24 protein-coding genes are annotated in these 24,782 nt (G+C 69.6%); 4 read left to right on the forward strand and 20 right to left on the reverse strand.

The annotated features are described in order from the left end of the window. Positions 1-14: 14 nt before the first annotated feature. The 4 genes from DFR74_RS11665 to DFR74_RS35315 all read right to left on the reverse strand — a co-directional run bounded on the left by DFR74_RS11665 (position 15) and on the right by DFR74_RS35315 (position 3,222). The gene (locus DFR74_RS11665) at positions 15-566 is read right to left on the reverse strand and encodes an LOG family protein (protein WP_067508451.1); all 552 of its coding nucleotides are present in this window, start codon (positions 564-566) and stop codon (positions 15-17) included. Continuing rightward, the gene (locus tag DFR74_RS11670; protein WP_067508449.1) at positions 560-1,369 is read right to left on the reverse strand and encodes an LOG family protein; all 810 of its coding nucleotides are present in this window, start codon (positions 1,367-1,369) and stop codon (positions 560-562) included. The genes DFR74_RS11665 and DFR74_RS11670 overlap by 7 nt, the downstream gene beginning before the upstream one ends. 79 nt (positions 1,370-1,448) lie before the next feature. Next, positions 1,449-2,549, reverse strand: a complete 1,101-nt coding sequence (gene dapE, locus DFR74_RS11675; protein ID WP_067508447.1) for a succinyl-diaminopimelate desuccinylase — start codon at positions 2,547-2,549, stop codon at positions 1,449-1,451. Between the two features lie 142 nt (positions 2,550-2,691). Next, a complete protein-coding gene (locus DFR74_RS35315) occupies positions 2,692-3,222 on the reverse strand; it encodes a hypothetical protein (RefSeq protein ID WP_147265780.1) in 531 nt (176 codons plus the stop codon). Here DFR74_RS35315 and dapD point away from each other — a divergent pair. Continuing rightward, positions 3,215-4,159, forward strand: a complete 945-nt coding sequence (gene dapD, locus DFR74_RS11680; protein WP_067508445.1) for a 2,3,4,5-tetrahydropyridine-2,6-dicarboxylate N-succinyltransferase — start codon at positions 3,215-3,217, stop codon at positions 4,157-4,159. The genes DFR74_RS35315 and dapD overlap by 8 nt on opposite strands. Positions 4,160-4,323: 164 nt before the next feature. On the opposite strand, the gene DFR74_RS11685 is transcribed toward dapD, so the two are convergent. Both DFR74_RS11685 and DFR74_RS11690 read right to left on the reverse strand, forming a co-directional pair. Further along, positions 4,324-4,692 (reverse strand): PPOX class F420-dependent oxidoreductase, encoded by a 369-nt coding sequence (locus DFR74_RS11685; protein WP_067508443.1) that lies wholly within the window; start codon positions 4,690-4,692, stop codon positions 4,324-4,326. Positions 4,693-4,734: 42 nt separating this feature from the next. Continuing rightward, positions 4,735-6,144: an acyl-CoA synthetase gene (locus tag DFR74_RS11690; protein WP_067508499.1), complete on the reverse strand. Its 1,410-nt coding sequence runs from the start codon at positions 6,142-6,144 to the stop codon at positions 4,735-4,737. 206 nt (positions 6,145-6,350) lie between these two features. On the opposite strand from DFR74_RS11690, the gene DFR74_RS11695 reads away from it, so the two are divergent. Continuing rightward, complete coding sequence (locus DFR74_RS11695) at positions 6,351-7,196, forward strand: oxygenase MpaB family protein (protein WP_067508441.1); 846 nt, start codon at positions 6,351-6,353, stop codon at positions 7,194-7,196. A gap of 2 nt (positions 7,197-7,198) precedes the next feature. Here the strand turns inward: DFR74_RS11695 and DFR74_RS11700 are convergent, their stop codons facing one another. The 7 genes from DFR74_RS11700 to DFR74_RS11730 form a co-directional block, all read right to left on the reverse strand. Continuing rightward, positions 7,199-7,765 carry a Uma2 family endonuclease gene (locus DFR74_RS11700; protein ID WP_067508438.1) on the reverse strand — a complete coding sequence of 189 codons (567 nt, stop codon included), beginning with the start codon at positions 7,763-7,765 and terminating at the stop codon, positions 7,199-7,201. Between the two features lie 97 nt (positions 7,766-7,862). Then, complete coding sequence (locus tag DFR74_RS11705) at positions 7,863-8,504, reverse strand: TetR/AcrR family transcriptional regulator (protein WP_067508436.1); 642 nt, start codon at positions 8,502-8,504, stop codon at positions 7,863-7,865. A gap of 72 nt (positions 8,505-8,576) precedes the next feature. Further along, on the reverse strand, positions 8,577-9,515 hold the full coding sequence (locus DFR74_RS11710) for a proline dehydrogenase family protein (RefSeq protein ID WP_067508434.1): 939 nt from the start codon (positions 9,513-9,515) through the stop codon (positions 8,577-8,579). Between the two features lie 18 nt (positions 9,516-9,533). After that, entirely contained in the window at positions 9,534-11,168 is a 1,635-nt protein-coding gene (pruA, locus tag DFR74_RS11715) for an L-glutamate gamma-semialdehyde dehydrogenase (RefSeq protein ID WP_067508432.1), read from the reverse strand. A gap of 272 nt (positions 11,169-11,440) precedes the next feature. Further along, positions 11,441-12,562: a succinyldiaminopimelate transaminase gene (dapC, locus tag DFR74_RS11720; protein WP_411719600.1), complete on the reverse strand. Its 1,122-nt coding sequence runs from the start codon at positions 12,560-12,562 to the stop codon at positions 11,441-11,443. Then, the gene (fdxA, locus tag DFR74_RS11725) at positions 12,555-12,875 is read right to left on the reverse strand and encodes a ferredoxin (protein WP_067508428.1); all 321 of its coding nucleotides are present in this window, start codon (positions 12,873-12,875) and stop codon (positions 12,555-12,557) included. The genes dapC and fdxA overlap by 8 nt, the downstream gene beginning before the upstream one ends. A 232-nt stretch (positions 12,876-13,107) precedes the next feature. Further along, complete coding sequence (locus tag DFR74_RS11730; RefSeq protein ID WP_067508426.1) at positions 13,108-15,708, reverse strand: bifunctional FO biosynthesis protein CofGH; 2,601 nt, start codon at positions 15,706-15,708, stop codon at positions 13,108-13,110. A 120-nt stretch (positions 15,709-15,828) separates the two neighbouring features. Between DFR74_RS11730 and DFR74_RS11735 the strand changes: the two genes are divergently transcribed. Together DFR74_RS11735 and DFR74_RS11740 are read left to right on the forward strand one after the other, a co-directional pair. After that, on the forward strand, positions 15,829-16,326 hold the full coding sequence (locus DFR74_RS11735) for a PH domain-containing protein (protein WP_067508424.1): 498 nt from the start codon (positions 15,829-15,831) through the stop codon (positions 16,324-16,326). Between the two features lie 59 nt (positions 16,327-16,385). After that, the gene (locus DFR74_RS11740; RefSeq protein WP_084537547.1) at positions 16,386-17,915 is read left to right on the forward strand and encodes a PH domain-containing protein; all 1,530 of its coding nucleotides are present in this window, start codon (positions 16,386-16,388) and stop codon (positions 17,913-17,915) included. 13 nt (positions 17,916-17,928) lie between these two features. On the opposite strand, the gene DFR74_RS11745 is transcribed toward DFR74_RS11740, so the two are convergent. The 7 genes from DFR74_RS11745 to DFR74_RS11770 form a co-directional block, all read right to left on the reverse strand. Next, entirely contained in the window at positions 17,929-19,122 is a 1,194-nt protein-coding gene (locus DFR74_RS11745) for an ROK family transcriptional regulator (RefSeq protein ID WP_067508420.1), read from the reverse strand. Between the two features lie 32 nt (positions 19,123-19,154). Beyond that, on the reverse strand, positions 19,155-20,393 hold the full coding sequence (locus tag DFR74_RS11750) for a sugar ABC transporter permease (protein ID WP_067508418.1): 1,239 nt from the start codon (positions 20,391-20,393) through the stop codon (positions 19,155-19,157). After that, positions 20,390-21,157: an ATP-binding cassette domain-containing protein gene (locus tag DFR74_RS11755; RefSeq protein ID WP_067508416.1), complete on the reverse strand. Its 768-nt coding sequence runs from the start codon at positions 21,155-21,157 to the stop codon at positions 20,390-20,392. The genes DFR74_RS11750 and DFR74_RS11755 overlap by 4 nt, the downstream gene beginning before the upstream one ends. A gap of 9 nt (positions 21,158-21,166) precedes the next feature. After that, complete coding sequence (locus tag DFR74_RS11760) at positions 21,167-22,237, reverse strand: sugar ABC transporter substrate-binding protein (protein WP_067508414.1); 1,071 nt, start codon at positions 22,235-22,237, stop codon at positions 21,167-21,169. A gap of 327 nt (positions 22,238-22,564) precedes the next feature. Next, positions 22,565-23,056 (reverse strand): hypothetical protein, encoded by a 492-nt coding sequence (locus DFR74_RS11765; RefSeq protein WP_067508412.1) that lies wholly within the window; start codon positions 23,054-23,056, stop codon positions 22,565-22,567. Further along, positions 23,053-23,211 (reverse strand): hypothetical protein, encoded by a 159-nt coding sequence (locus DFR74_RS35905; protein WP_170160737.1) that lies wholly within the window; start codon positions 23,209-23,211, stop codon positions 23,053-23,055. The genes DFR74_RS11765 and DFR74_RS35905 overlap by 4 nt, the downstream gene beginning before the upstream one ends. Positions 23,212-23,258: 47 nt before the next feature. Beyond that, positions 23,259-24,725, reverse strand: coding sequence for an amino acid permease (locus DFR74_RS11770; RefSeq protein ID WP_067508410.1), 1,467 nt, complete (start codon positions 24,723-24,725; stop codon positions 23,259-23,261). Positions 24,726-24,782: the final 57 nt, after the last annotated feature.

Genomic DNA, 24,782 nt, shown 5'->3' on the forward strand with positions numbered 1-24,782 from the left:
TCGGTGTCTCCGGGTCAGCCCGGTCGCAGCGCCTCGAAGGCGCCGTGCAGATCGCCGGCCACGGTGATGCGGCCCAAGGCGCGGCCGTTGACGAACCCGCGGTCGCGCAGTCCGTCCACCCAGCGGAAGAGCCCCTCGTAGAAGCCGTCCTGATCCAGCACGACCACGGGTTTGCCGTGCTGGCCGAGATACCCGCCGGTCCACGTCTCGAAGAACTCCTCGAGCGTGCCGATGCCGCCGGGCAGGGTGAGGAACGCGTCGGCGCGGTCCTCCATGATCTGTTTGCGCTCGCGCATGGTGTCGGTGACGACGAGTTCGTCGGCGTCCACGTCGGCGACTTCCTGGTGCACCAGGTGTTTCGGGATCACGCCGATGGTGTTGGCGCCGCCGGCCCGCGCCGCGGTGGCGACCGCGCCCATCATCGAGACGTGTCCGCCGCCCGACACCAATTGCCAACCGCGGCGGGCGATCTCGGTGCCCACCCGGGCCGCGAGCGCGAGCGCGTCGGGATCGGTGGTGCTGGCCGAGCAGTACACGCAGACCGAGTAGGGCGCCGGGCTCACCACTTGTCCTCCGTACCGAGGGTGTCGATATCGGCGCGCTCGGCGGCGGCGCGCGCGATGATGTCGACCACGTCCTCCACCCGGTCGGTCACGTGGATGAGGTCCAGATCGGTGTGCGAGATCTTGCCGGACCCCTCCAGGGAGCCGCGCATCCAGTCGACCAGCCCGCTCCAGTATTTGGTGCCGAACAGGATGATCGGGAACCGCGTGATCTTGCGGGTCTGCACCAGGGTGAGCGCCTCGAACAGTTCGTCGAGGGTGCCGAAACCGCCGGGCAGGCAGACGAACGCCTCGGAGTACTTCACGAACATCGTCTTGCGCACGAAGAAGTAGCGGAAGTTGATGCCCAGATCGACCCACTCGTTGAGGCTCTGCTCGAACGGCAATTCGATGCCGAGCCCGATCGAATAGCCGCCCACCTCGCAGGCGCCGCGGTTGGCGGCCTCCATCGCGCCGGGGCCGCCGCCGGTGATGACGGCGAATCCCGCTTCGGCCAGCGCCGCGCCGATCGCCATGCCCGCCTGGTACTCCGGGTGGTCGACGGTCGTGCGGGCCGAACCGAACACGGTGACCGCGCGCGGCACCTCGGCCAGCGCGCCGAAACCCTCCACGAACTCGGCCTGGATCCGTAGCACCCGCCACGGATCCGTGTGCACCCAGTCGCTGTCGCCGCGGCTGTCGAGCAGGTTGCGGTCGGCGGTGCCGACCCCCGGCCTGCGGTCGCGGCGGAACATGATGGGGCCGCGGAACTTGGCTGTCGACTTCGGCTTGCTGGAGACCTCGGGATCGGCGGCGTCGGCGGACATGCGGACCACGTTACCGGTCCGTAGGTTCACCTCGCGGTGCGACCGGTGAACGCTGTGCGGACTCCCGGTGGCGGCCGTGTCAGGCGGTGCCCTCCAGGTAGCTGCGGAGCATCGCGGTGACGGCGGTGATCTGGGCGGTGGGGACGCGCTCGTCGCGTTTGTGCGCCAGATTCGGGTCTCCGGGGCCGAAGTTGACGGCGGGGATGCCGCGCGCGGCGAAGCGGGAGACGTCGGTCCAGCCGTACTTGGCGCGCACGCCGCCGCCACCGTGGCGGTTCACGGCGGCGATCAGGTCGGCGGCGGCGGGGGCGGTGAGTCCCGGCAGCGCGCCGGGGGCGGAGTCGGTGAGCGCGATCTCGAGATCGAGGCCGTCGAAGACCTCGCGCACGTGCGCGAACGCCTGGTCGACGGTGCGGTCCGGCGCGAAGCGGAAGTTGACGTGCACCTCGGCCTCGTCGGGGATCACATTGCCCGCGACACCGCCCGACACCCGTACCGCCGAGAGCCCCTCGCGGTAGACGCAACCGTCGATGTCGACCTGGCGCGCCTCGTAGTCGGCGAGCCGGCTCAGGATCGGGGCCAGCTTGTGAATCGCGTTGTCCCCCATCCACGCCCGCGCCGAATGCGCGCGCACTCCGGTGGTGCTCAGCCGCGCGCGCAGCGTGCCCTGGCAGCCCGCCTCGATCCAGCCGCCGGACGGTTCGCCGAGGATCGCCAGATCACCGTCCAGCCACTCGGGCAGGTCGCGTTCGATGTGGCCGAGGCCGTTGTACTCGGCGGCGATCTCCTCGCCGTCGTAGAAGATCAGCGTGAGGTCGTGCACCGGTTCGGCCACCGTCGCGGCGAGGTGCAGGAATACGGCGTCACCGGATTTCATATCGACGGTGCCGCACCCGAACAGCACCTCGGCACCGCTCTCGTCGGTGGTGTACCGGCTCGGCACGTTGTCGGCGATCGGCACGGTGTCCAGATGCCCCGCCAGGATCACCCGGCTCGGCAACCCCCGATTCGTCCGCGCCAGCACCACATTCCCGTGCCGCACCACCTCGAACCCCGCCGCCTGCGTGCGCAACGCCGCCTCCACCACATCCGCGATCACCCTCTCCTCCAGCGAAACGCTGGGGATATCGACGAGCGCGGCGGTCAGCGCGATGGGGTCGGCGGTCAGGTCGATGCTCACCCGCTTCACCCTACGGGCGGGCGACCGGCACGGACATGCCCACCTCGCTATCGTCTGGCGAACACGACAGGACCGAGCAAGGGGGGACCGTGACCGTCGAAGCCTTGCGCGACGATGCCCGCGCAGTGTCCGATCTCGGCGATCACATCAGCCGCGCCGCTGAAGCCGCCCGATGTTCAGTCTGAATCTGCGGCGGGCCGAAACCGGCAAAGACATCGTCATCGGTGTCTCCGTGCGCGGCTACAGCGAGAGCTTCCGGGCGGTCACTGTCCGGCTGCTCGACGATCGGATCGATTGGGAGTACACCCGCGGCCGGAGTATCGCCTACACGGCGAGCTCGATTTCCCTGGCCGACGTTCTCTTCGTACACCCCGTTGAACATCCACGCGGCGCACCGGAATACCTGTGGTTCGCCGCGCCCGACAACTATCCGTTCTATTCCCGGCGGCGAAAGTGGTGGTTTGCGGGTTCGAAATCTGTCTCGCGACATCGTCATCCCGAACCGCAGGCCGGAGCTGGCGGCCGAGGTGATCGCGCGGCGGATCCGGCGGTTCGAACGGATGCGGCGCGGCGGGTGGTAGATCAGTCGGCGAAGGGGGCATGCGTGGGCAGCGGCACAGAGGTGGGCGAACACTTCTGCGGCGGTGCTCGGTACCCTCTGTGGCGTGAGCATTCAGGGAGCAGCAGCAGTCGGTATCGCCAATGTGACCGCGGACGGCACCGTCCTGGACACCTGGTACCCGAGTCCCGAGCTCGGCGAGTTCGGGGAGACCGGCACCAAGCGCCTGGACGACGCCCCCGCCGAGTACGCGGCGCTGCTCGGGCCCGATGAGGCGCGCGGCGTCGAGGTGATCGCGGTGCGCACCGTCATCGCCGATCTGTCGGCCGCGCCGGTCGACGCGCACGACGTCTACCTGCGCCTGCACCTGCTCTCGCACCGGCTGGTCAAGCCGCACGAGGTGAACCTGGACGGCCAGTTCGGCCTGCTCAGCAACGTGGTGTGGACCAACCACGGCCCGGCCGCCGTCGAAGGGTTCGAGGCCACCCGCGCCAAGCTGCGCGCCCGCGGCCCCGTCACCGTCTACAGCATCGACAAGTTCCCGCGCATGGTCGACTACGTCATCCCCGCGGGTGTGCGCATCGGCGACGCCGACCGCGTGCGCCTCGGCGCGCACCTGGCCGCGGGTACCACCGTGATGCACGAGGGCTTCGTCAACTTCAACGCGGGCACGCTCGGCGCGTCCATGGTCGAGGGTCGCATCTCGGCGGGCGTCGTCGTGGGCGACGGCTCCGACGTGGGCGGCGGCGCCTCCATCATGGGCACCCTCTCCGGCGGCGGCACCACCGTCATTTCGATCGGCGAGCGCTCCCTGCTCGGCGCCAACGCCGGCGTCGGCATCCCCCTCGGCGACGACTGCGTGATCGAAGCCGGCCTCTACGTCACCGCAGGCACCAAGGTCACCACCCCCGACGGCACCGTGGTCAAGGCGTCCGAACTCAGCGGCCGCGACAACCTCCTGTTCCGCCGCAACTCCACCACCGGCGCGGTCGAGGTCGTCCCCCGCAAGGGCACCGGCATCGAACTCAACGCCGCCCTCCACGCCAACTAAGACCCTTCCGGCCGCGACCGCTCCCCTCCCCTGGTGAACACAAAGGTTGGGAAAGCGGCAGATCGCCACCACGACCGGTTCGGATCGAGCCATTCCTCGCCCGTCTCGAGATCGTCGGCGCGGGAACGATCGCCGCGAATCCGATTCCTGCCGAGCGGGTTCGGCTAGTCCAGGCCGAAGGCGATGATGCGGTCGGGGTGGAGGCGGATGAGGGGGGCCGGCTGGTCGGACAGGTAGGTGGGGACGGCGGTGAGGGGTTCGGCGGTGCCGCGGATTTCGACGCAGCGGACGCGCCACGGGGAGACCGAGACGATGTCGTCGACGACGAAGGAGACGCGGGGGTTGGTGGCGAGGTTGCGAAACTTCTTGGAGGCGGCCAAGTTGTGGCCCGCGATGTCGATGGTGCCGAGTTCCGGGTTGTAGCGGAAGCCGACCGGGTTGTTCTGCGGTGAGCCGTCGGGGCGCACGGTGGCGAGCCGGCCCAGCCGCTGGCCGTCCAGGTAGGCGATCTGCTCGGGGGTGAAGGTTGTCATGGAAACTACGGTAGGACCTCGAGCGAACTCGAGGTCAACACCTCAGCCGAGCTTCTTCTTCTGCACCTTGCCCATGGCGTTGCGCGGCAACGCGTCCACCACGCGCACCTCGCGCGGGCGCTTGTGCACCGAAAGCTGTTCGGCCACATGGTCGATCAGCTGCTTCACCAGCTCCGCCCCGGCTTCCCCACGCGGCACCACGAACGCGACCACGCGCTGCCCCAGGTCGTGATCGGGCAGCCCGACCACCGCCGCCTCGGCGACCGCCGGATGCCCCAGCAGCACCGTCTCCACCTCGCCCGCACCGATCCGGTAACCACCGGACTTGATGAGGTCCACCGACTCCCGGCCCACGATGCGATGGAAGCTGTCCGCGTCGATGACGGCCACGTCGCCGGTCTTGAACCAGCCGTCGTCGGTCCAGTTCTCGGCCGTCACCTCCGGCCTGCCGAAGTACCCGTCGAACAGCATCGGACCGCGCACCTGGAGACCGCCGATGCTCTCGCCGTCGTGCGGAACGTCGGCGCCCGCCTCGTCCCGCAGCCGGGTTTCCACACCCCGCACCGGGAGGCCCACCCAGCCCGGCCTGCGTTCCCCATCGGCGCGGGTGGACAGCGTGATCATCGTTTCGCTCATCCCGTACCGCTCGACGGGCGCGTGCCCGGTCAGCTCGCGCAGCCGCTCGAACACCGGCACCGGCAGCGGCGCGCTTCCCGACACCAGCAGTCGAGCACCGGCCAATTCCTTTGCGACATCGGGATCTTCGACGATGCGCGACCACACCGTCGGCACACCGAAGTACAGCGAACCCTTCGCGTCGGCGTACGCGCGCGGCGTCGGTTTGCCGGTGTGGATCAGCGGGCTGCCGACGCGCAGCGGACCCAGCACACCCAGAATCAGGCCGTGCACGTGGAACAGCGGAAGTCCGTGCACCAGAACATCCCTCGATGTCCACTGCCACGCCTCGGCCAACGCGTCCAACCCGGCGGCAATCGCACCCCGACTGAGCACGACACCCTTCGGAAGGCCCGTCGTGCCCGAGGTGTACAGGATGAAAGCCGGTGCGGCAGAAGCGGGTTCGGGGTAGGTGTGCCAGGACCGCGCGTGCAGGCGCACCGGAATCACCGGTAGTTCAGTACCTTCCGGAGCCTCACCGAGCCACGCCTGCGCACCCGAATCCGCCAGCATGTGCGCGAGTTCGGCCGCACCGGAATCGGGCGGGATCGGCACCACGGTGACGCCGGCGATGAGCGACCCGACCACCGCCAGCACCGTGCGCGCGGTGGGCCGCGCGAGCACGGCGACCCGCTCGGCCCGCGCCACGCGCTCGGCCACCGACGTCGCCGCGCCGAGCAGATCACTGCGCGAGAGGGTGACGCCGTCGATGGTGATCGCGTCGGGAATGTCCGCGCCCGCGGCGACCGCGGCCGGATTCAGGGAACGCAGCAGCAACACCCGCCCAACCTACTGCGTCGCGGGGCGGCGGGCGGCGCGCGGGCTGCACGAACCACCTCGGGTTGCCGAGAACGGTGATGGCCCGACACGCCCGCATCACCGCGTCACGACAGGAAGACGGTTGCGCGGTCCCTGTTGACACCCTCACGAGACGGTGAGAAGGTCAATACACATCCTTCTCAACGACGAGAACGGGGTCCACGATGACCGCACCGCAGCGCGCGCACACCGCGCCCCCTACGGACTTCGACATCGAAAACCACCTGGACGGTTCCGCCGCTTTCTTCGGCGCCGCCGCGAACGTCATCATGCAGCTCAGTGCGCCGCCGGTCGGTTACGGCGTGCTCGAAAGCACCGTCGACAGCGGCAAGGTCATGCTGCACCCCATCAAACGCACGCGCACCACGCTGACCTATCTCGCCGTGGCGATGATGGGCACCGACGAGGAACGCACGGCCTATCGGGAGGCGGTGAACCTTTCCCATCGAGCGGTCCGGTCCACCGCGGGCAGCCCCGTGAAGTACAACGCGTTCGATCCGCAATTGCAGTTGTGGGTGGCGGCCTGCCTGTACTGGGGTGCGCGCGATCTCTACGAACGCATGCACGGGCCGATGGACGCGGCGACCGCCGACGAGTTCTATCGTCACGCGGAACGCCTCGGGACGACCCTGCAAATGAGGCCCGAGCAGTGGCCGCCCGACCGGGCCGCTTTCGACGCCTACTGGAACGCGCACCTATCGAAGACGGTCATAGACCCTCCGGTTCGCGAGTACTTCTGGGACCTCGTGAACCTGAAGATGTTCCCGCGGCCCGTCCAACTCGCCCTGGCACCTTTTCACCGCTGGGTCACGGCGGGCCTCCTACCCCCGCACCTGCGCACCCAGATGGGCATGCACTGGACTCCGCGCGACGACCGCCGCCTCGCCCGTATGCTCACCACGATCGGCGCCGTCGAGGGCCGTATGCCCAAGCAGATCAAGGCATTTCCCGTGAACGCCTTCCTCTGGGACATGCGCCTCCGCCGCCGCCTCGGCCGCAGCTTGGTGTGAACTCAGACCTCGCCGAGATCAATCTCCACCGCGAACGGCGCGGTCACCTTGACCGTGCCCGTATACATCTCGCCCTCGCGGTACACTATCGTCGCCGGATCGAGAACGTAGGTATAGACCAACGGAACCCCGGTCACCGCCTGCTCGACCCGCCAGTAGAAGGCGATACCGGCCTTCGCGTACTGGTCGACCTTCACGATCCGGTCCGTGGTCTCCGATCCAGGCGAGACGACCTCCACGACCATCAAGACATGCTCGGGACGAGTGGGAGTCACGTCGATGGTGTCCGCGCGGTATACGACCACGTCCGGGCGGCGGTTGTTGAGCGGGACATCCTGCAACCGGACGTCGAAATCCGTGTCCGCGTTCCAGTCCGGCCCGGCGGCCGCGTCCAAGGCATTGGCGAGGATTCGCGCCAGCCGGTTGTGCCGCTTGGACGCACTCGGGCTCACGACCACCATCCCGTCCACGATCTCGATGCCTGCACACTGCTCCTCGGACCAGGAGTCGTACTCCGCTGCCGTGATCTGCTGGTGCATCCATGCAGGGGTCACGATTTCAACAGTCATGACACCGCACCTCCCATGGCACCGTCGAGCCGGATCCCGCACGGACCAGTGTAAAGCGGTTTGCACATGATCCGGCCGCTACCCGCGGAGTACTTGCTCAGTCCGCGGTGGGTACCCGGAACGACACCACCACGTGGTCCCGGGCGAACTCTCGCAGCGCGGCGTCGTCGCCGAACGGGATCACCGTTTGCGGGGTGAGGGCGAGGGAGACGGCGGTGCGCGCGATCATTTCCGCCAGGGGTTCCGGGTCGTAGGCGGGGAGCTTGCCTTCAGCCTGGAGGCGGGCGATGAATTCGGCGACGTAGTCGCGGCCGAGTTCGATGACGGGGGCGCCCTTGGTGGTGAGGTAGGGCAGGACGAGTTCGGGTTCGGTGGCGAGGAGGCGGTGCACGAGCTTGTTGTCGCGCAATCCGTTGGCGAACGCGACGAACAGTTCGACGATCTGGTCCTGCGCGCTCGCGTCGCGGTCGACTTGGCGCGCGACCACCGCGTCCACGCTCTCGATGAACTCCCGGGTCTGGCGCAGCCCCACCGCCTGGATGAGATCGCTCTTGCTGGCGAAACGCCGGTACAGCGTGGCCAGCGACAGCCCGCAGCGCCGCGCCACCTCCACCATCGAGGTCCGCTTGATCCCGAAGTCCAGGAACGCCACCAGCGCCGCGTCCAGCACCGGCGCCTGCCCGCTGTCCTCCGGCCCCGACCCCCGCACCAACGGCAGCAATCTCGTCAGCCTCGCCATACCCCCACCCTACCCACCAGAACGACATGGTGAGGTACCTTCCCTCGCACCTCCTCACGTGCGATGCGTACCCTACGACTTGCTGACCAGTGCACGGAGGAAGAAGGTGAGGTTGGCGGGGCGTTCGGCGAGGCGGCGGGTGAGGTAGCCGTACCACTCGTCGCCGTAGGGCACGTAGACGCGGACGGTGGCACCCGCCTCGGCGAGGCGGCGCTGCTCGAGGTCGCGGACGCCGTAGAGCATCTGCTGTTCGTAGCGAGCGGGGGTGCGGCCGGTCTCGGCGGCGAGGCGTTCGGTGGCGAGGATGAGGACCGGGTCGTGGGTGGCGACCATCGGGTAGCCCTCGCCGCGCAGCAAGATCTCGAGGCAGCGCAGGTAGGAGTCGGTGACCTCGGCCGAGCGCTGGAAGGCGACCTCCGCCGGTTCGCGATACGCCCCCTTGCACAGGCGGATCCGCGACTCCGGCCCGGCGAACGCGGCGCAGTCGGCCTCGGTGCGGTGCAGGTACGCCTGGAGAACCGCACCCAGCCAAGGGAATTCGGGCCGCAGCGCGCGCACCGTGGCGAGCGTGGCGTCGGTGGTGGTGTGATCCTCGGCGTCGACGGTCACCCAGACGCCCGCCTCCACCGCCTTCGTGCACAGCGTGCGCAGGTTCTCGGTGGCGATGGCGGGCCCGTCCCCCGGCAGCGCCTGCCCGAGCGCGGAGAGCTTGACCGACACCTCCACCGCCCCCGCCGGCGCCCCGAACGACGCCAGATCGTTGATGAGCGAAAGGTATTCGGCGACGGTGGCGTCGGCGCGGGCCCGGTCGGTGGTGTTCTCGCCGAGGAAGTCGACGCTCACCGACCGCCCGCTCGCCAGCAACTCCCGCACCACGGGAATCAGTTCGGCCCGCGACTCCCCCGCCACGAAGCGCCGCACGATATCGGCCGTGATCGGCGCCCCGGTGAGCATGCGCTTCATCCGGGGCGAGGCCGCCGCCGCCAGGATCACCGGACGCAACGGGTTCATCGCCTCACCTCCTGACGCTCACGAATTCATGTGCGGGTAGCGGTAATCCACGGGTGGCACGAAGGTCTCCTTGAGCGTGCGCGGCGCCACCCAGCGCAGCAGGTTCAGCGGCGAACCCGCCTTGTCGTCGGTGCCCGACGCGCGCGCCCCGCCGAACGGCTGCTGCCCCACCACCGCACCCGTCGGCTTGTCGTTGACGTAGAAGTTGCCCGCCGCGTATCGCAGTGTGGTGGCGGCCTGTTCGATGGCGTGCCGGTCGTCGGCGAAGATCGCACCGGTGAGCGCGAACGGCGCGGCCGATTCCGCCTCCGCGAGAATCGTTGTGTACGCGGCAGGTTCGGCGTCGTCGTAGACGTGCACCGACAGCACCGGGCCGAAATACTCGGTACGGAAGGCCTCGTCAGATGGGTCGTCGGACAGCAGTACGGTGGGCCGCACGAACCAGCCCTCCTCGTCGGAGTATGTGCCGCCCACGGGGATCGTCAACCCCGCCGACCTGGCGCGCTCGATCGCGGCGACGTTCTTGTCGTAGGCGCGCTCATCGATCAGCGCCCCACCGAAATTCGACAGATCCGCGACGTCGCCGTAGTCGATCTCGGCGGTCTGGGTGAGGAAGTCGTCGCCCATCTCCCGCCACACCGAGCGCGGGATGTAGGCGCGCGAGGCCGCCGAACACTTCTGGCCCTGATATTCGAAGGCACCGCGAATCAGCGCCGTACGCAACGCGTCCGGGTTCGCGGAGGGGTGCGCGATGATGAAATCCTTGCCGCCCGTCTCGCCGACGAGTCGCGGATACCCGTGGTACCCGGCGATATTCGCGCCCACCTGCTGCCACAGGTACTGGAAGGTCTTGGTGGAGCCGGTGAAGTGGATGCCGGCCAGGCGCGGATCGGTGAGCGCGACCTCCGACAGGTGCACCCCGTCGCCGGTGACCATGTTGATCACACCGGGCGGCAGTCCGGCGGCCTCCAGCAGGCGCATCGTGTAGAACGCCGAAAGCGTCTGCGTGGGTGAGGGTTTCCACACGACCGTGTTGCCCATGAGCGCGGGCGCGGTGGGCAGGTTGCCCGCTATGGCGGTGAAGTTGAAGGGCGTGATCGCGTAGACGAACCCTTCCAACGGCCGGTAGTCCATCCGGTTCCACACGCCGGGACTCGACTGCGGCTGCTGCGCCAGGATGTCGCGCGCGAAGGCGACGTTGAACCGCCAGAAGTCGATCAGTTCGCACGGCGCGTCGATCTCGGCCTGGGTGACCGATTTGGACTGGCCGAGCATGGTGGCGGCGGCGAGGGTCTCGCGCCAGGGGCCGGAGAGCAGGTCGGCGGCGCGCAGCAGGACCGCGGCGCGTTCGTCGAACGGCATGGCCCGCCAGCCGGGCGCGGCGGCGACGGCGGCCTCGATGGCACTGCGGGCCTCGTCGTGGGTGGTATTCGTGTAGGTCCCCAGCACGTGGCGATGCCGGTGCGGTGCGACGATCGGGCGGCGCTCACCGATCCCGGGACGGTGCTTACCACCGATGACCAGCGGCACGTCCACGGATTCGGCGGAGATCTCGGCGAGCTCGGCGACGATGCGCTCCCGCTCGGGACTGCCCGGCGCGTAGGTGTGCACCGGCTCGTTGGCGGGCGTGGGGACAACCGTGACAGCGTCCATAACTCAGGCTAGCCCCATTCCCGCACCCCGCGCGGGCCACGCCGGACCCGCGTGTCGTCGGCACTGGTCAGGAGCTGTCTGCCGCCGGAGGTCCCCACCGGCCGCCGGCTCAACGCGGCCCGACAGCGATCACTCGACCGGATCGCCCCAGCCGTACCGGCCGCTGTCGACAGCCCGCCGCAGCGCCCAACTCGCCCCGGTGCCAGACCTCGCCGCAGCCGCGAGCTGACGGCTGCTGCCCAGCCAACTCTGCCCGGGCATCGGACCGTGGTTCAGGTCGTCAACCGCTGCGCCGCCGCCGCGACCCGCTCGTCGGTCGCCGTCAGCGCGATGCGCACGTGCTCACCCGAGGTGGGCCCGTAGAAGTCGCCGGGCGCGGCGAGGATGCCGCGCTCGGCCAGCCACTCGAGGGTGACGCGACAGTTCTCGCCGCGCGTGGACCACAGGTACAGCCCCGCCTCGGAGTGGTCGATGCGAAAACCGGCCTCGCGCAACGCGTTTCGCAGGATCTCGCGGCGAGCGCGGTAGCGTTCGCGCTGCTGCGCCTCGTGCGCGTCGTCGCCGAGGGCGGCGGTCATGGCGGCCTGGATGGGGTAGGGCACCATCATGCCGGAGTGTTTGCGCACCTCGAGCAGTTCGGCGACCAGCTCCGGATCGCCCGCCACGAACCCGGCGCGGTAGCTGGCCAGGTTCGAGGTCTTGGACAGCGAGTGCACCGCCAGCAGGCCGGTGTGGTCGCCGTCGCTGACCCGCGGGTCCAGGATGGACACCGGTTCGGCGTCCCAGGAAAGCCCCAGGTAGCACTCGTCGGAGGCGACGATCACGCCGCGCTCGCGGGCGAACTCCACCACCTTGCGCAGGTGCTCCACGCCCAGCACCTTGCCGCTGGGGTTGGCGGGCGAGTTGAGGAAGATCAGCGCGGGCGACTGCGGGCCCAGACGGGTGAGGCCGTCCGCGCGCAGCACCTGCGCCCCTGCCAGCAGCGCGCCCACCTCGTAGGTCGGGTACGCCACCTCGGGGATGACCACGAGGTCGTCGGCGCCGAGCCCGAGCAGGCGCGGCAGACCGGCGATCAATTCTTTGGTGCCGATCACCGGCAGCACGGCCGCCGGATCGAGACCCGTGATGCCGTAACGACGTTTGAGTGCGTCCACCGCGGCGGCGCGCAGTTCGGGAGTGCCGTGCGTGGTGGGGTAGCCGGGCACTTCCGCGACCGAGTTCAGCGCGGCGCGGATGAGCGGGGCGACCGGATCGACGGGCGTGCCGACGGAGAGGTCGACGAGTCCACCGGGATGCGCGGCGGCCTTCGCCTTGACGGCCGCGATGGTGTCCCAAGGGAAATCGGGCAGCAGCGCACTGACCCGCGGACGCGAACCCACCCCGCGCTCACTCACCCATCGGAGGGAGTTCTTTGACGAACGGCGGGTCGTAGTCGACCTTGCCGACCTTCGTCGCGCCGCCCGGCGAACCCAGCTCGTCGAAGAAGTCGACGTTGGCGTTCACGTAGCCGGTCCACTGGTCCGGGGTGTCGTCCTCGTAGAAGATCGCCTCCACCGGGCAGACCGGTTCACATGCACCACAGTCCACGCACTCGTCCGGATGGATGTACAGCATGCGACCACCCTCGTAGATGCAGTCCACGGGGCATTCCTCGATGCATGCCTTGTCCTTCACGTCAACGCACGGTTCAGCGATGATGTACGGCACTGCCGTTCTCCTAGTCTGTCCTCACCTGCGGGGATGGTCCGCCACGCGAAACCCTATCCCGACCATCCCACGTTACTACCGGTCAGCCTGTCCTAACTTCCGCCGGCTCCGCCCCCATGTGGGACCGGCGCCGACCACCGCCGACGCCGCTGTCCAGTACTGCCGATGGTAGGCCCGATCCGCCCCGCGTGCGGGGCACGTGACAGGTCACACGGGGCGGTCGGGGCGGCCATCACGACAGCGAGAGGGAAAGCGGCTTGGGCTTGGCGGGCACCGGGCCGTAGACGGTGTTGCGTTCGCGGGTGGGACGGCCGATGCCGTCGGCGATCTCGACGAGTTCGGCGACGGTCTTGGCGGAGCCGTGCTGGGAGCCCGCCATCCGGGAGATGGTCTCCTCCATGAGGGTTCCGCCCAGGTCGTTGGCGCCGCCGTTGAGCATCATGCGGGTGCCCGCGGTGCCGAGCTTCACCCAGCTGGTCTGGATATTGGCGATGCGGCCGTGCAGCATGATGCGGGCCAGCGCGTGTGCGGCGCGGTTGTCGCGGATGGTGGGGCCGGGCCTGGCCGCCCCCGCGAGGTAGAGCGGGGCGCTCTGGTGCACGAACGGCAGCAGCACGAATTCGGTGAAACCGCCTGTCTCGTCCTGGATTCCGCGCAGCACGCGCAGGTGGCCCACCCAATGCTTCGGGCTGTCCACGTGCCCGTACATCATGGTCGAGCTGGACCGCAGGCCCACCTGGTGGGCGGTGGTGATGACCTCCACCCACGCCGAGGTGGGCAGTTTGCCCTTGGTGAGCACCCAGCGCACCTCGTCGTCCAGGATCTCGGCGGCCGTGCCGGGGATGGTGTCGAGCCCGGCCTCCTTCAGCGCGACCAGCCAGTCCCGGATGCTCTGCCCGCCGCGCGAAGCCCCGTTGACGATCTCCATCGGGCTGAACGCGTGCACGTGCATCGACGGCACCCGCCGCTTCACCGCGCGCACCAGGTCGGCGTACCCGGTGACGGGCAGGTCGGGGTCGATGCCGCCCTGCATGCACACCTCGGTGGCGCCGTCCACGTGCGCTTCCCAGGCCCGGTCGGCGACCTCGTCGGTGCTCAGGGTGAACGCGTCGGCGTCGCCCTTGCGCTGGGCGAACGCGCAGAACCGGCAGCCGGTGTAGCAGATGTTGGTGAAGTTGATGTTCCGGTTCACCACGTAGGTGACGTCGTCGCCGACGGTGTCGCGGCGCAGCTGGTCGGCCAGCGCGGCGACCGCTTCCAGATCGGGGCCGTCAGCCGTGGCCAGCGCGAGGTACTGGTCGTCGGTGAGCCCGGCCGGGTCGCGTTCGGCCGCGCGCAGGGCGGCGAGCACGTCGGAGTCCAGGCGTTCGGGGGCGGCGGTGGCCAGGTCGCGGGCCTGTTCGCGAATGGTTTCCCAGTCGCCGAACGCGCCGACCACTTCCTGCCCGAGCCCGGAGTCGCTGCGGCTCTCGGTGTTGCGGCCCTCGGTGTCGATCGCGGTGTTCAGATCGACGCGGCCCACCGAATCCCACGATTCGTCCGGTTCCTGCCAGGGCAGGCCGACGGGGATCGCGTCGGCCTTGGCCAACCCGGTCTCGGGATCGCTGAGCGCGGCCACGTGCGCGCCGATGCGCGGGTCCACCCACGGGTTGCCCGCGCGCACGTACTTCGGGTGCGCGGAGGTGCGCTCCACCAGGGTGAAGCCGGCGGCCTCGGTGAGCTCGCGCAACGTGTCCAGATTCGGCCAGGGCCGTTCGGGGTTCACGTGGTCGGGCGTCACGGGCGACACCCCGCCCCAGTCGTCGATCCCGGCGTCGAGCAGGGCCTGGCACTCCTCGAGCGACACCAGGTTCGGCGGCGCCTGCACCGGCACGTCGGGCCCGAGCAGCAGCCGGGTGACGGCGATGGTGGCGCGGAACTCCTCCAGGTTCGCGTCGGGCGCGCCGCGCATGGCGGTGTCGCTCTTGGCGCGGAAGTTCTGGATGATCACTTCCTGGATGTGTCCGAACGCCTTGTGCTGCTTGCGAATAGCCATGATGGACTCGGCGCGTTCGGCGATCGTCTCGCCGATACCCACCAGGATGCCGGTCGTGTACGGCACCGAGAGCCGGCCCGCGTCGGTGATGGCGCGCAGCCGCACCGCCGGGTCCTTGTCGGGGCTGCCGTAGTGGCACTGCCCCTTCTCGGTGAACAGCCGGGTGGAGGTGGTCTCGAGCATCATGCCCATGGACTGCGCCACCGGCTTGAGCCGCGCGATCTCCTCCCAGCTCATCACACCGGGGTTCAGGTGCGGCAGCAGCCCGGTCTCCTCGAGCACCATGATCGACACGGCGCGCAGGTAGTCCAGGGTGGAGTCGTAGCCGCGCTCGTCGAGCCACTGCGCCGCCTCCGGCCAGCGGTCCTCGGGGCGGTCACCGAGGGTGAACAGCGCCTCCTTGCACCCCAGCGCGGCGCCGGCGCGGGCGATGTCGAGCACCTCGTCGGGTTCGAGGAACATGCCCTTGCCCTCGGCGCGCAACTTGCCGGGCACCGTGACGAAGGTGCAGTAGTGGCATTTGTCCCGACACAGGCGGGTCAGCGGGATGAAGACGTTGCGGGAATAGGTGATGGTGCCCGGCCTGCCCGCGGATTCGAGGCCCGCGTCGCGCACCCGGGCCGCACTGCGGCTCAGATCCGCCAGGTCCTCGCCGCGCGCGTGCAGCAGCACGGCGGCCTCGTCCACGTTCAGTGTCACCCCGTCACGGGCCCGGCGCAGCGCCCGGCGCATGGCCGACGGGCTGGGCGGTGCGGGTGGAACGTTCGGGCTGGGTAGCTCGGTCACGCCCTCGATCATGCGCCAACCATCCTGGACTGTCTCCCTCCAAGGCTCGTGAGCCTTGACAACCTCCGCGCCCGGCGGGGTTATTCCACGGCGCGGCGCGCCGTCGCGCGTCACCGTGCAACCATGACAGGCATGTCGCAGCCGCGCACGATCATGGCCGATCCCGCTTGGCGTCCGAGCCCGAAGGCCAAACTGCTGTGGACGATCCAGGCGGTGCTCTCCTGGATCGCGCCGTTCGTCGCGCTGGCCGTGTGGGCGGTGCTCGACGACCAGCGCCGGGACTGGCAACTGCTTGTGCTGCTGATCGTGCTGGCGTGGGCGGTGTTCAGCGTGGCGGTGGTGCCGTGGTGGCGGTACGCGGTGCACCGATGGGAGGTCACCGAGGAGGCCGTGTACACGCGGGTCGGCTGGTTCACGCAGGAGAGCCGGGTCGCGCCGATCTCGCGGGTGCAGACGGTCGACACCGAGCGCGGGCCGCTGGAGCGGCTGCTGGGATTGGCGACCGTCACGGTGACGACCGCGTCGTCGGCGGGCGCGGTGCAGATCACCGCGCTGGACCTGCCGATCGCCGAGCAGACCGTCACGCGCCTGACCGAGATCGCCGCCAGACACCGGGGAGACGCCACGTGACCGAGCCCTACCCGGCCCCGCCCGTGACCGAACAGCTGTGGGCGCGCCTGGACAAGCGGATGCTGCTGGTGCATCCGGTGACCGAGGTCGTGAAGTTCATTCCGGTGCTGATCGGTTCGGTCATCCTCGGCACCAGCAGCGGCAATCCGCTGTGGAGCGTGATCCCGCTGATCGCGATCGTCGGATTCGCGCTCACCCGCTGGTTCACCACCACCTACCGGGTGGGGCCCACGCACGTGGAGCTGCGGACGGGGCTGGTGCAGCGCCGGAAGCTGTCGGTGCCGCGCAGCCGGATCCGGTCGGTGGACATCGAATCCGATCTGCTGCACCGGGCGCTCGGGTTGTCGGTGGTGGTGATCGGGACCGGTCAGCAGGCCGAGGGCGGGGAGAAATTCGAACTGGACGCGCTGGACGCTCGCGTGGTGCCCGCGCTGCGCACCGAGTTGCTGGCACACACGGCGGTTCCTGCTGGTGCGCAACAGGTTTCCGATAGCCCTGCGCCCGGCCCGGAGCCCGAGGGTCGCGAGATCGGACACTGGGAGCCGGGATGGGTGCGCTACGCGCCGCTTTCGCTCACCGGGTTCGCCGTGGTGGCGCCGATCGTGGGCCTGGCGTTCCAATACGGGCTCGGGGAAAGGGTTTTCGACTCCGACGCCGCCCACGACATCGGTGAGCGGGCCGCCACCGGCATCGTGATCGCCATCGGGTTGCTGGTCGGCGCGGTGGTGCTGATCGTCAGCCTCGCCGCCTGCGCCCGCTACCTCGCGACCTATCACGGGCTGCGCGTCGTGGATTCCGGACGCACCCTGCACATCCGCCACGGCCTGTTCACCACCCGCCAGATCACGTTGGACCTCGCGCGGTTCCGCGGGGCGACCGTGAACGAGCCGCTGCTGTTGCGCTGGTCGGGCGCGGCGGAGCTGGAGGCGATCATGGTGGGGGAGAATCCGCGCCAGAAGATCCTGCCGCAGGCGCCGCGCGAGGCGGTGGAGCGGACGCTGTCGGAGTTGCTGGGGCCGCGTGCCGCCCAACCGGCGGCACACGTCTCCGACGCCGAGCGCCGGACGGCCTCCACTCCGAAAACGCCGGACGCACAGGGCGATTCTCCCGCACTGCCGCAAATGGCGGTCCCCCTCACCCCACACGGCCCCGCCGCGCGCCGCCGCCGCTACACCCGCGCCCTCGCCCTGCCGGCCCTCGTCGCCCTGGCCGTGCTCGTCCTCTCCGTCACTACCGATCTGTCCGTCTGGTGGTGGCTGCTCCCCCTCACCCTCCTCGCCCTCGCGATCGCCCTCGCCGAGGACCGCTACCGGGGCCTGGGCCACGCCGTCCTCCCCCGCACCCCCGCCGGCCCCGCCTGGCTCATCACCCGCTCCGGCTCCCTCGACCGCGACCGCGACTGCCTCGAATCCCCCGGCGTCATCGGCTGGACCGTCCGCCAGACCTTCTGGCAGCGCCGCGCCGGCCTGTCCACCGTCGTCGCCGCCACCGCCGCGGGCAAGAAGCGCTACCTGGTGATCGACATCCCCGTCGACCAGGCTTGGACGCTGATCGACGCCGTCACCCCGGGCCACCTCGGAAACCGTTGAGCGGCTTGCCGACTCACCCGCTCGGGCGGAGGGAGAGGGGGTCGTCGAGGAGGGGGGTGAAGGCCAGTTCGGCGGCGCCGATGAGGGTGGCGTCGCCGGCGAGGGCGGAGGTGCGCAGGCGGACGCCGTCGCGGACGGCGCGCAGGCCGTCGGTGGCGAGGCGGCTGCGGACCTGGGCGGCGGAGGCGAGGTAGATGCCGCGCAGGACGCCGCCGAAGACCACCATCGCGGGGTTGAAGATGTTCACCAGGTTGGCGACGCCGTAGCCGAGCCAGTCCCCCACCTGGTGCAGCGCGTCGCGGGCGGCCACGTCGCCGTGGGCGGCGGCCTCCACGATGGCGTCCACCACGGCCGCGCCCGGCGGATCGGTGCGCCCCGCGGCCGCGATGAGCGCGAGTTCGCCCGCCTCGGCCTCGAGGCACCCGCGGGAACCGCACGCGCAGGCCCGCCCGCCCGGGTTCACGATCATGTGGCCCACTTCGCCGCTGTAGCCGCCCTGGCCGCCGAGCAGGTTGCCGCCCATGATGATTCCGCCGCCGATGCCGATATCGCCGTGCAGGTACAGCAGATCCGGCACGCCCGCGGCGACCCCGCGTTCCCGCTCCGCCAGCGCGCCGAGGTTGGCGTTATTGCCGACGGCCACGCGCACACCGAGATCGAGCCGCTCGGAAAGCAATTCGCCGAACGGCACGTCGGTCCAGCCGATGTTCGGCCCGTAGCGCACCACGGCGTCGGACTCGCGCACCATCCCGCAGAACGCCACACCCACCCCGACGCACTCGGCTCCCGGCGCCACCGACGCCATCAAGCCGCGCGCCATCTCGGTGAGCGCGCCGGCCACCTGTTCCGGATCGAACGCCCCGTCACCCCGGGGCGCCTCGGCGCGGCCCAGCACCGTGCCGCCGAGCCCTACCAGACCCGCCACCAGACGGTCGGCGCTCACATCGAGCGCGAGCACATACACCCGCTCCGATTCCGGGCGCACCACCAGCGAGGGGCGACCCGCGCGGCCGGTCTGGCCCGGCAGCTGTTCGCTGACCAGACCGGCCGCCACCAGATCGGTGGTGAGGGCGAGAATCGTGCTGCGGTTCAACCCCATCCGCTCGGCGAGCACCGCCCGCGACAGTGGACCGTCACGGTGCACATGGCGCAGCAGCACGGCGAGGTTGCGCCGCCGGATCTCGTCGGGAGCGGGTGCCGCTCGCATTCACCTGACCTTCACCGATCGTCCGTATCGGGTCATCGCTGCGGTGCGGCGCGGGTGCGTGACAGGGCGTCCACACCGGCCGCCAGCAGCAGGACGAATCCTGTCACAATGAATTTCGTCCCCGCGCTGTACCCCATCAGGCCCATGCCGTTATTGATCACCGCCACCACGGCGGCGCCGAGTACGGCGTCGAGCATGCGCCCGCGCCCGCCGAACAGGCTCGTCCCGCCGATGACAGCCGCGCCGACGGCGGTCAGCAGCACATCGCTGCCGCCGGTGTTGGGGTCCACCGAATTGGCGCGCGAGGCCGCGATCAACCCGCCAACGGCCGCCATCGTCGAGCACAGCACGAACGCGGCGATCTTGATGCGGTCCACCGGGATACCGGCCCGCCGCGCGGCTTCGGCGTTGCCGCCGACTGCGTAGATGTGCCTGCCGAATGCCGTGCGGCGCAACACGAATGTCCACAGCAACAGCAGCGCCACGAGCAGCGGGACCACGATCGGCACGCCGCGCAACGAGTTCAGATCCGGATTGCGGCTGCGTTCCTGGTTGAGCACGAACACCGCGATCCCGGCGACCAGCGCCACCGCCGCGACCCGCAGCCCGACCACGGCGAGGGTGTCGCTGGTGAGCCCGCGCGCCGTGCGGGCGCGGTACGAACGCAGTTGCACCACAGCGAATCCCGCGACCAGCACCGCGCACAGCAGCCAGCCCAGCGCCGGTGGCACGTTCTTGTTCGCGATCGCCAGGACGGTCTGATCGGTGATCGAGATGTTGCGGCCGTTGTCCATGATCTCGAGCACGACCCCTTGCAGCGCGAGGAAGGCCGCCAGCGTCACCACGAACGACGGCACGCCCACCCGCACCACGATCGCGCCGATCGTCAACCCGATCACCGCACCGGTCAGCAACGACACCGCTACAGCCGCGTACCAGGGCCACCCCTGATCGGTGAGCAGCGTCGCCAGCACGGCCGCGCACACCCCGGAGGTGAAGCCCGCCGACAGGTCGATCTCCCCGAGCAACAGCACGAAGATCAGGCCCATGGCGATCACCGCGACCGCCGCAACCTGCGTGAACAGGTTGGCGAAATTGGCCTCGGTGAGAAACGCGGGCCGCGCGAGGGAGAACACCACCGTGAGCACCACCAGCGCCACCACCGACGGCAGCGCACCCATATCGCCGCTGCGCACCCGGCGCAGATACGCGCCCGCCGTCTCCGCGACGGGCGCGAACGAGGGCGGCAGCTCCCGCACAGTTACCGTCATCGCAGCGCTCCGTTCTGGTCGAGGCCGAGTTCCCCGCTGCGCCCCGCGGTGATCAACTCGACCACCTGGGCGTGCGTGACGTCGGTGGTGCGCACCTGCGCCGCCACCCGGCCCAGGTACAGGGCGGCGATCCGGTCCGACACGGCGAACACGTCGTTCATGTTGTGCGAGATCAACACCACCGCAAGGCCTTTGTCGGCCAGCCTGCGCACCAGCTCGAGCACCTGCTGGGTCTGCGCGACGCCGAGCGCCGCCGTCGGCTCGTCGAGGATCACCACCTTGCTGTTCCACAGCACGGCCTTGGCGATGGCGACGGTCTGGCGCTGCCCGCCCGACAGGCTCGAAACCGGTTGCCGCACCGAGCGAACCGTCCGCACGCCGAGCGAGGACAGGGTGCTCGCCGCCGACTCCTCCATCGAGTACTCGTCCAGCACCGCGCCGCGGCGCAGCTCCCGGCCGAGGAACATGTTCTCGGCGATGTCGAGGTTGTCGCACAACGCCAGGTCCTGGTAGACGATCTCGATGCCGAGGGCGGCGGCGTCGCGCGGATTGCGCACGTGCACCGGCACGCCGTCGAACAGGAACTCGCCCGCGTCGATGGGATGGGTGCCGCCGATGCACTTGACCAGCGTGGATTTACCCGCGCCGTTGTCGCCGACCAGCGCGGTCACCTCCCCCGCGTGGGCGCTGAAGCAGACGCCGTGCAATACCTGGACCGCGCCGAAACGCTTGTCCACACCGCGTAATTCGATGAGTGGGGACATGCCGGCTCGTCAGATGCCGTTCTCGGCGCACAACTGCGCGAATTCGTCACGGCACAGTTCCGCCTTGTCGACGAAGCCGTCGGCGACGACGTCCTTGACCTCGGCGCGGAAGATCGGCTTGGGCTCCAGCAGCACCGAGGGCACGTCCGATCCCGAAATCGGGTCCCGCACAGTGCCGTTGGTCTCGCCGGTGCGGCCCTCGAACAGCGCGACGGCCAGCGACGCCGCCGCCCGCGCCTCCTCGCGGATCGCCTTGTACACGGTGAGGCACTGGTCGCCCGCCAGCACGTTCTGCAAGCCCTGCACGGTGGCGTCCTGCCCGGTCACCGGGATCTGGCCGTTGAGGCGCTGCTTCTTCAGCACCGCGATGGCGGCGTTGGCGAGCCCGTCGTTGGCCGCGACCACGCCGGCGATATTCGGTGTGCCGGTGAGCATCTGCTCGAAGATGGTGCCCGCCTTGGTGTTGTCCCACTCCGGGACGTCCTGGTCGGGGCCCTTCACGTATTCGCCCGAGGAGAACTTCGGGGCCAGCACGCCGTCGTAGCCGCTCTTGAACAGCGCCGCGTTATTGTCGGTCGGGCCGCCGTTGAGGTAGGCCACGACGGGCGCCTGCGCGTTGCGCTCGGACAGGCAGCGGGCCAGCCCTTCACCCTGGAGCCTGCCGACGCGGGTGTTGTCGAAGGAGACGTAGTACTCCGCGCCGCCGCCGAGAGTCATTCTGTCGTAGTCGATTACGGTGACGCCCTGCGATCGCGCCTTGTCGATCACCGCCTTCCCGGTGCCGCTGTCCAGGTTCGTGATCAGCAGGACGCGCGCACCGTTGGTGATCATCTGGTCGGCGATGGTCTGGAAGGCGTTCTTGTCGCCCTGGGCGTTCTGGATGTCGGCCCGCACCCCCGCCTCGTCGAACGCTTGCTCGAGATATTGACGGTCGGCGGTTTCCCAGCGCGCCGAGGTCTTGCTGTCGGGGAGGATGACGCCGATGTCCACGCCACTCGACTCGGTGTCGCTCCCGCAGCCGGTGAGCGAGGTGAGAACGACGGCCGAGGCGGCCGAAACGGCCAGGATGCCCTTGCGCATGGTGGGCCTTTCAGTAGGGACGCCCAGATGGGAGCGACCCGGAGAACGAATGTTGTTCGATACAACATATTCGACACATCCTGTTCACCGGGCGGTTTCGGCGAATCTCGCGGCGGGCTGTCGGGCGATGCCCGGAAGCGATGCACGGCGGGCTGGGACCGAGGCGGCGCCGCCTGGCGGCGCTGCCGAAGCCGGATGCGGTCGATGGTGTCCCCGGACGATTCCGCAACACACGGGCGCCGATGGCGCGCTGGTGCGGCAATCACTGTCGCGGACTGGCGCAAGCGCGGTCACGGACGCGGTGCGTGAAGATGTAACCCCGACAGGTCAGCGCGGGGCGAGGGTTCCTTCGTTGACGCGGAAGTACACGTAAGCCATCGGCGGCGCGAGTCCGCAGACCAGCAGCAGCAGGGTCGGCCAGTCGCTCATGAGGACCAGATCGCCGCCCGGTCCGGCGACGGTGCAGGCGAGGAAGGCGAAGGTCCACGCGACCACCGGGAGCAGAGCCACGCGCAGGCTGTCGGTGAGGGTGCGGGCGGCGGCGACCAGGGCGACGTTCAGGACGCCGGCGAGCAAAGCGGTGATCGGGAAGACGAAGACGCCGGGGCCGGCCTGGGCGGCCAGCGGCGCGGCGACCAGGGTCTCGGTGCCGGTGCGCAGATCGGTGGAGCCCAGGTAGATCGGCAGGTACAGGACCTCGAACGCGAGCGTGAACACACCGCTGAGCGTGAGCAGCACCAGCAGGATCGCGCGGACGGGGGCGGGCCAGTCCGCGTCGGGTTCGGCGGGCGCGGCGGCGCGCTTGTCGAGATCGGTCACGAGACGGGCGGGTAGCCGAGGAGGGTCAGCAGGTGGCTCTGCATGTCGGCGAACGCGTGGAGCACCGACATGTACAGCTCGTGCTGCTGCTGCGCGCCGGGGCGCAGACTGTCCACGAAGGCCGCGATCGCGTCCTGGAGCTGCCAGTTGTACACGTCAGCAGTCTAGGCGCACGGATCCGGCGACCGTTCCGCCGCCGGACCTAGTCACCGTCCACCGGAAGGTTCGCCACCACCGGGAACTCACCCGTGTACCCACGCCGTTCCTGCGCGATCGCCAACACGCGCCCGCGGCACACGAACCACCCCACGATCAACGCGGGCACGATCAGCGCCAGCGTCGCGACCGTCCACGTGCCGACCGGATAGTCGATCCCCGTGAGTACCACCACGAAGAACAGGAAGACCAGCGTGACGATCCCCGTGTACGGCGCGCCGAACAGCCGGAACGCGGGCCGCTCGACGCGCCCCTGCTTCGACCACCGCCACAGCTGCAACTGACACAGCACGATCGTCGCCCACGACGCGATGATGCCCAGCGAAGCCATGTTCAGCACGATCTCGAACGCCGAATCCGGCACCACACCGTTGAGCGCGATGCCGAACAGCGCGATCAGACTGGTCAGCAGGATGCCGCCGTAGGGCACGCCGTTGCGGCCCATCACGCCGGTGAACTTGGGCGCGCTGCCGTTCATCGACATCGACCGCAGGATGCGCCCCGTCGAGTACAGCCCGGCGTTGAGGCTGGAGAACGCGGCCGTGAGCACCACGATGTTCATCACGCTGCCGATGCCGGGCACGCCCAGCGCGGTGAAGAACGTGACGAACGGGCTCTCCTTGGACGAGTACGCGGTGTAGGGCAGCAGCAGTCCGAGCAGCACCAGCGACCCCACGTAGAACACCGCGATCCGCACGATCACGGCGTTGATGGCGCGCGGCATGATCGCCGCCGGATTCTCCGTCTCGCCCGCCGCCGTGCCCACCAATTCGACCGCCGCGTAGGCGAACACGACGCCCGACACCACGACCACCAGCGGCAGCACGCCGGTCGGGAACAGTCCGCCGTGGTCGGCGATCACCTCGGGCCCGGTGGGCGCGCCCTGCACGGTGAACCGGCCGAGCAGGAAGACGGTGCCGATGATGAGGAAGGCGCTGAGCGCGAACACCTTCACCAGCGCCGCCCAGAACTCCATCTCGCCGAACCACTTCACCGACACCAGGTTGATGCCGAGCACGAGGAGCAGCGCGATCAGCGCCAGCACCCACTGCGGCACCGAGGTGAACCCGGACCAGTAGTGGAAGTACTGCGCGATCGCGGTGGTATCGGCGATACCGGTCATGGACCAGTTCAGGAAGTACATCCACCCCGCGACGAAAGCGGCCTTCTCCCCGAAGAATTCGCGCGCGTAGGAGACGAACGAACCCGAGGAGGGCCGATGCAGCACCAGCTCACCGAGGGCCCGCAGGATCAGGAACGCGAAGAACCCGCACACCGCGTAGACCAGGAACAGCCCCGGCCCGGCATTGGCGAGGCGCCCGCCCGCGCCGAGGAACAGGCCCGTGCCGATCGCGCCGCCGATGGCGATCATTTGCAGCTGCCGGGGTTTGAGGCTCTTGTGATAGCCCTCGTCCTCGGCGCCGAGGTGATTGCGGTCGCTGACTGTCGTCATGGAGCGTGGGTTCCTCCGCGTCGGGTCGTCTTGTGGACGAAGGCACCCTACCCGCAC

The sequence above is a fragment of the Nocardia puris genome (genome assembly GCF_003315035.1).
Taxonomy (GTDB): Bacteria; Actinomycetota; Actinomycetes; order Mycobacteriales; family Mycobacteriaceae; genus Nocardia; species Nocardia puris.

Bases quoted from the DNA above. Each gene is read 5' to 3' on its own strand.
- DFR74_RS11740 (WP_084537547.1), top strand. From the start codon at position 16,386: ATGCTGCTGGTGCATCCGGTGACCGAGGTCGTGAAGTTCATTCCGGTG.
- DFR74_RS11770 (WP_067508410.1), bottom strand. From the start codon at position 24,725: ATGACGACAGTCAGCGACCGCAATCACCTCGGCGCCGAGGACGAGGGC.
- DFR74_RS11700 (WP_067508438.1), bottom strand. From the start codon at position 7,765: ATGACTGTTGAAATCGTGACCCCTGCATGGATGCACCAGCAGATCACG.
- DFR74_RS11750 (WP_067508418.1), bottom strand. From the start codon at position 20,393: ATGACGGTAACTGTGCGGGAGCTGCCGCCCTCGTTCGCGCCCGTCGCG.
- DFR74_RS11745 (WP_067508420.1), bottom strand. From the start codon at position 19,122: ATGCGAGCGGCACCCGCTCCCGACGAGATCCGGCGGCGCAACCTCGCC.
- DFR74_RS11710 (WP_067508434.1), bottom strand. From the start codon at position 9,515: ATGAACCCGTTGCGTCCGGTGATCCTGGCGGCGGCGGCCTCGCCCCGG.
- DFR74_RS11685 (WP_067508443.1), bottom strand. From the start codon at position 4,692: ATGACAACCTTCACCCCCGAGCAGATCGCCTACCTGGACGGCCAGCGG.
- DFR74_RS11735 (WP_067508424.1), top strand. From the start codon at position 15,829: ATGTCGCAGCCGCGCACGATCATGGCCGATCCCGCTTGGCGTCCGAGC.
- DFR74_RS35315 (WP_147265780.1), bottom strand. From the start codon at position 3,222: ATGCTCACGCCACAGAGGGTACCGAGCACCGCCGCAGAAGTGTTCGCC.
- DFR74_RS11730 (WP_067508426.1), bottom strand. From the start codon at position 15,708: ATGATCGAGGGCGTGACCGAGCTACCCAGCCCGAACGTTCCACCCGCA.
- DFR74_RS11760 (WP_067508414.1), bottom strand. From the start codon at position 22,237: ATGCGCAAGGGCATCCTGGCCGTTTCGGCCGCCTCGGCCGTCGTTCTC.
- DFR74_RS11695 (WP_067508441.1), top strand. From the start codon at position 6,351: ATGACCGCACCGCAGCGCGCGCACACCGCGCCCCCTACGGACTTCGAC.
- DFR74_RS11755 (WP_067508416.1), bottom strand. From the start codon at position 21,157: ATGTCCCCACTCATCGAATTACGCGGTGTGGACAAGCGTTTCGGCGCG.
- pruA (WP_067508432.1), bottom strand. From the start codon at position 11,168: ATGGACGCTGTCACGGTTGTCCCCACGCCCGCCAACGAGCCGGTGCAC.
- DFR74_RS11705 (WP_067508436.1), bottom strand. From the start codon at position 8,504: ATGGCGAGGCTGACGAGATTGCTGCCGTTGGTGCGGGGGTCGGGGCCG.
- DFR74_RS11670 (WP_067508449.1), bottom strand. From the start codon at position 1,369: ATGTCCGCCGACGCCGCCGATCCCGAGGTCTCCAGCAAGCCGAAGTCG.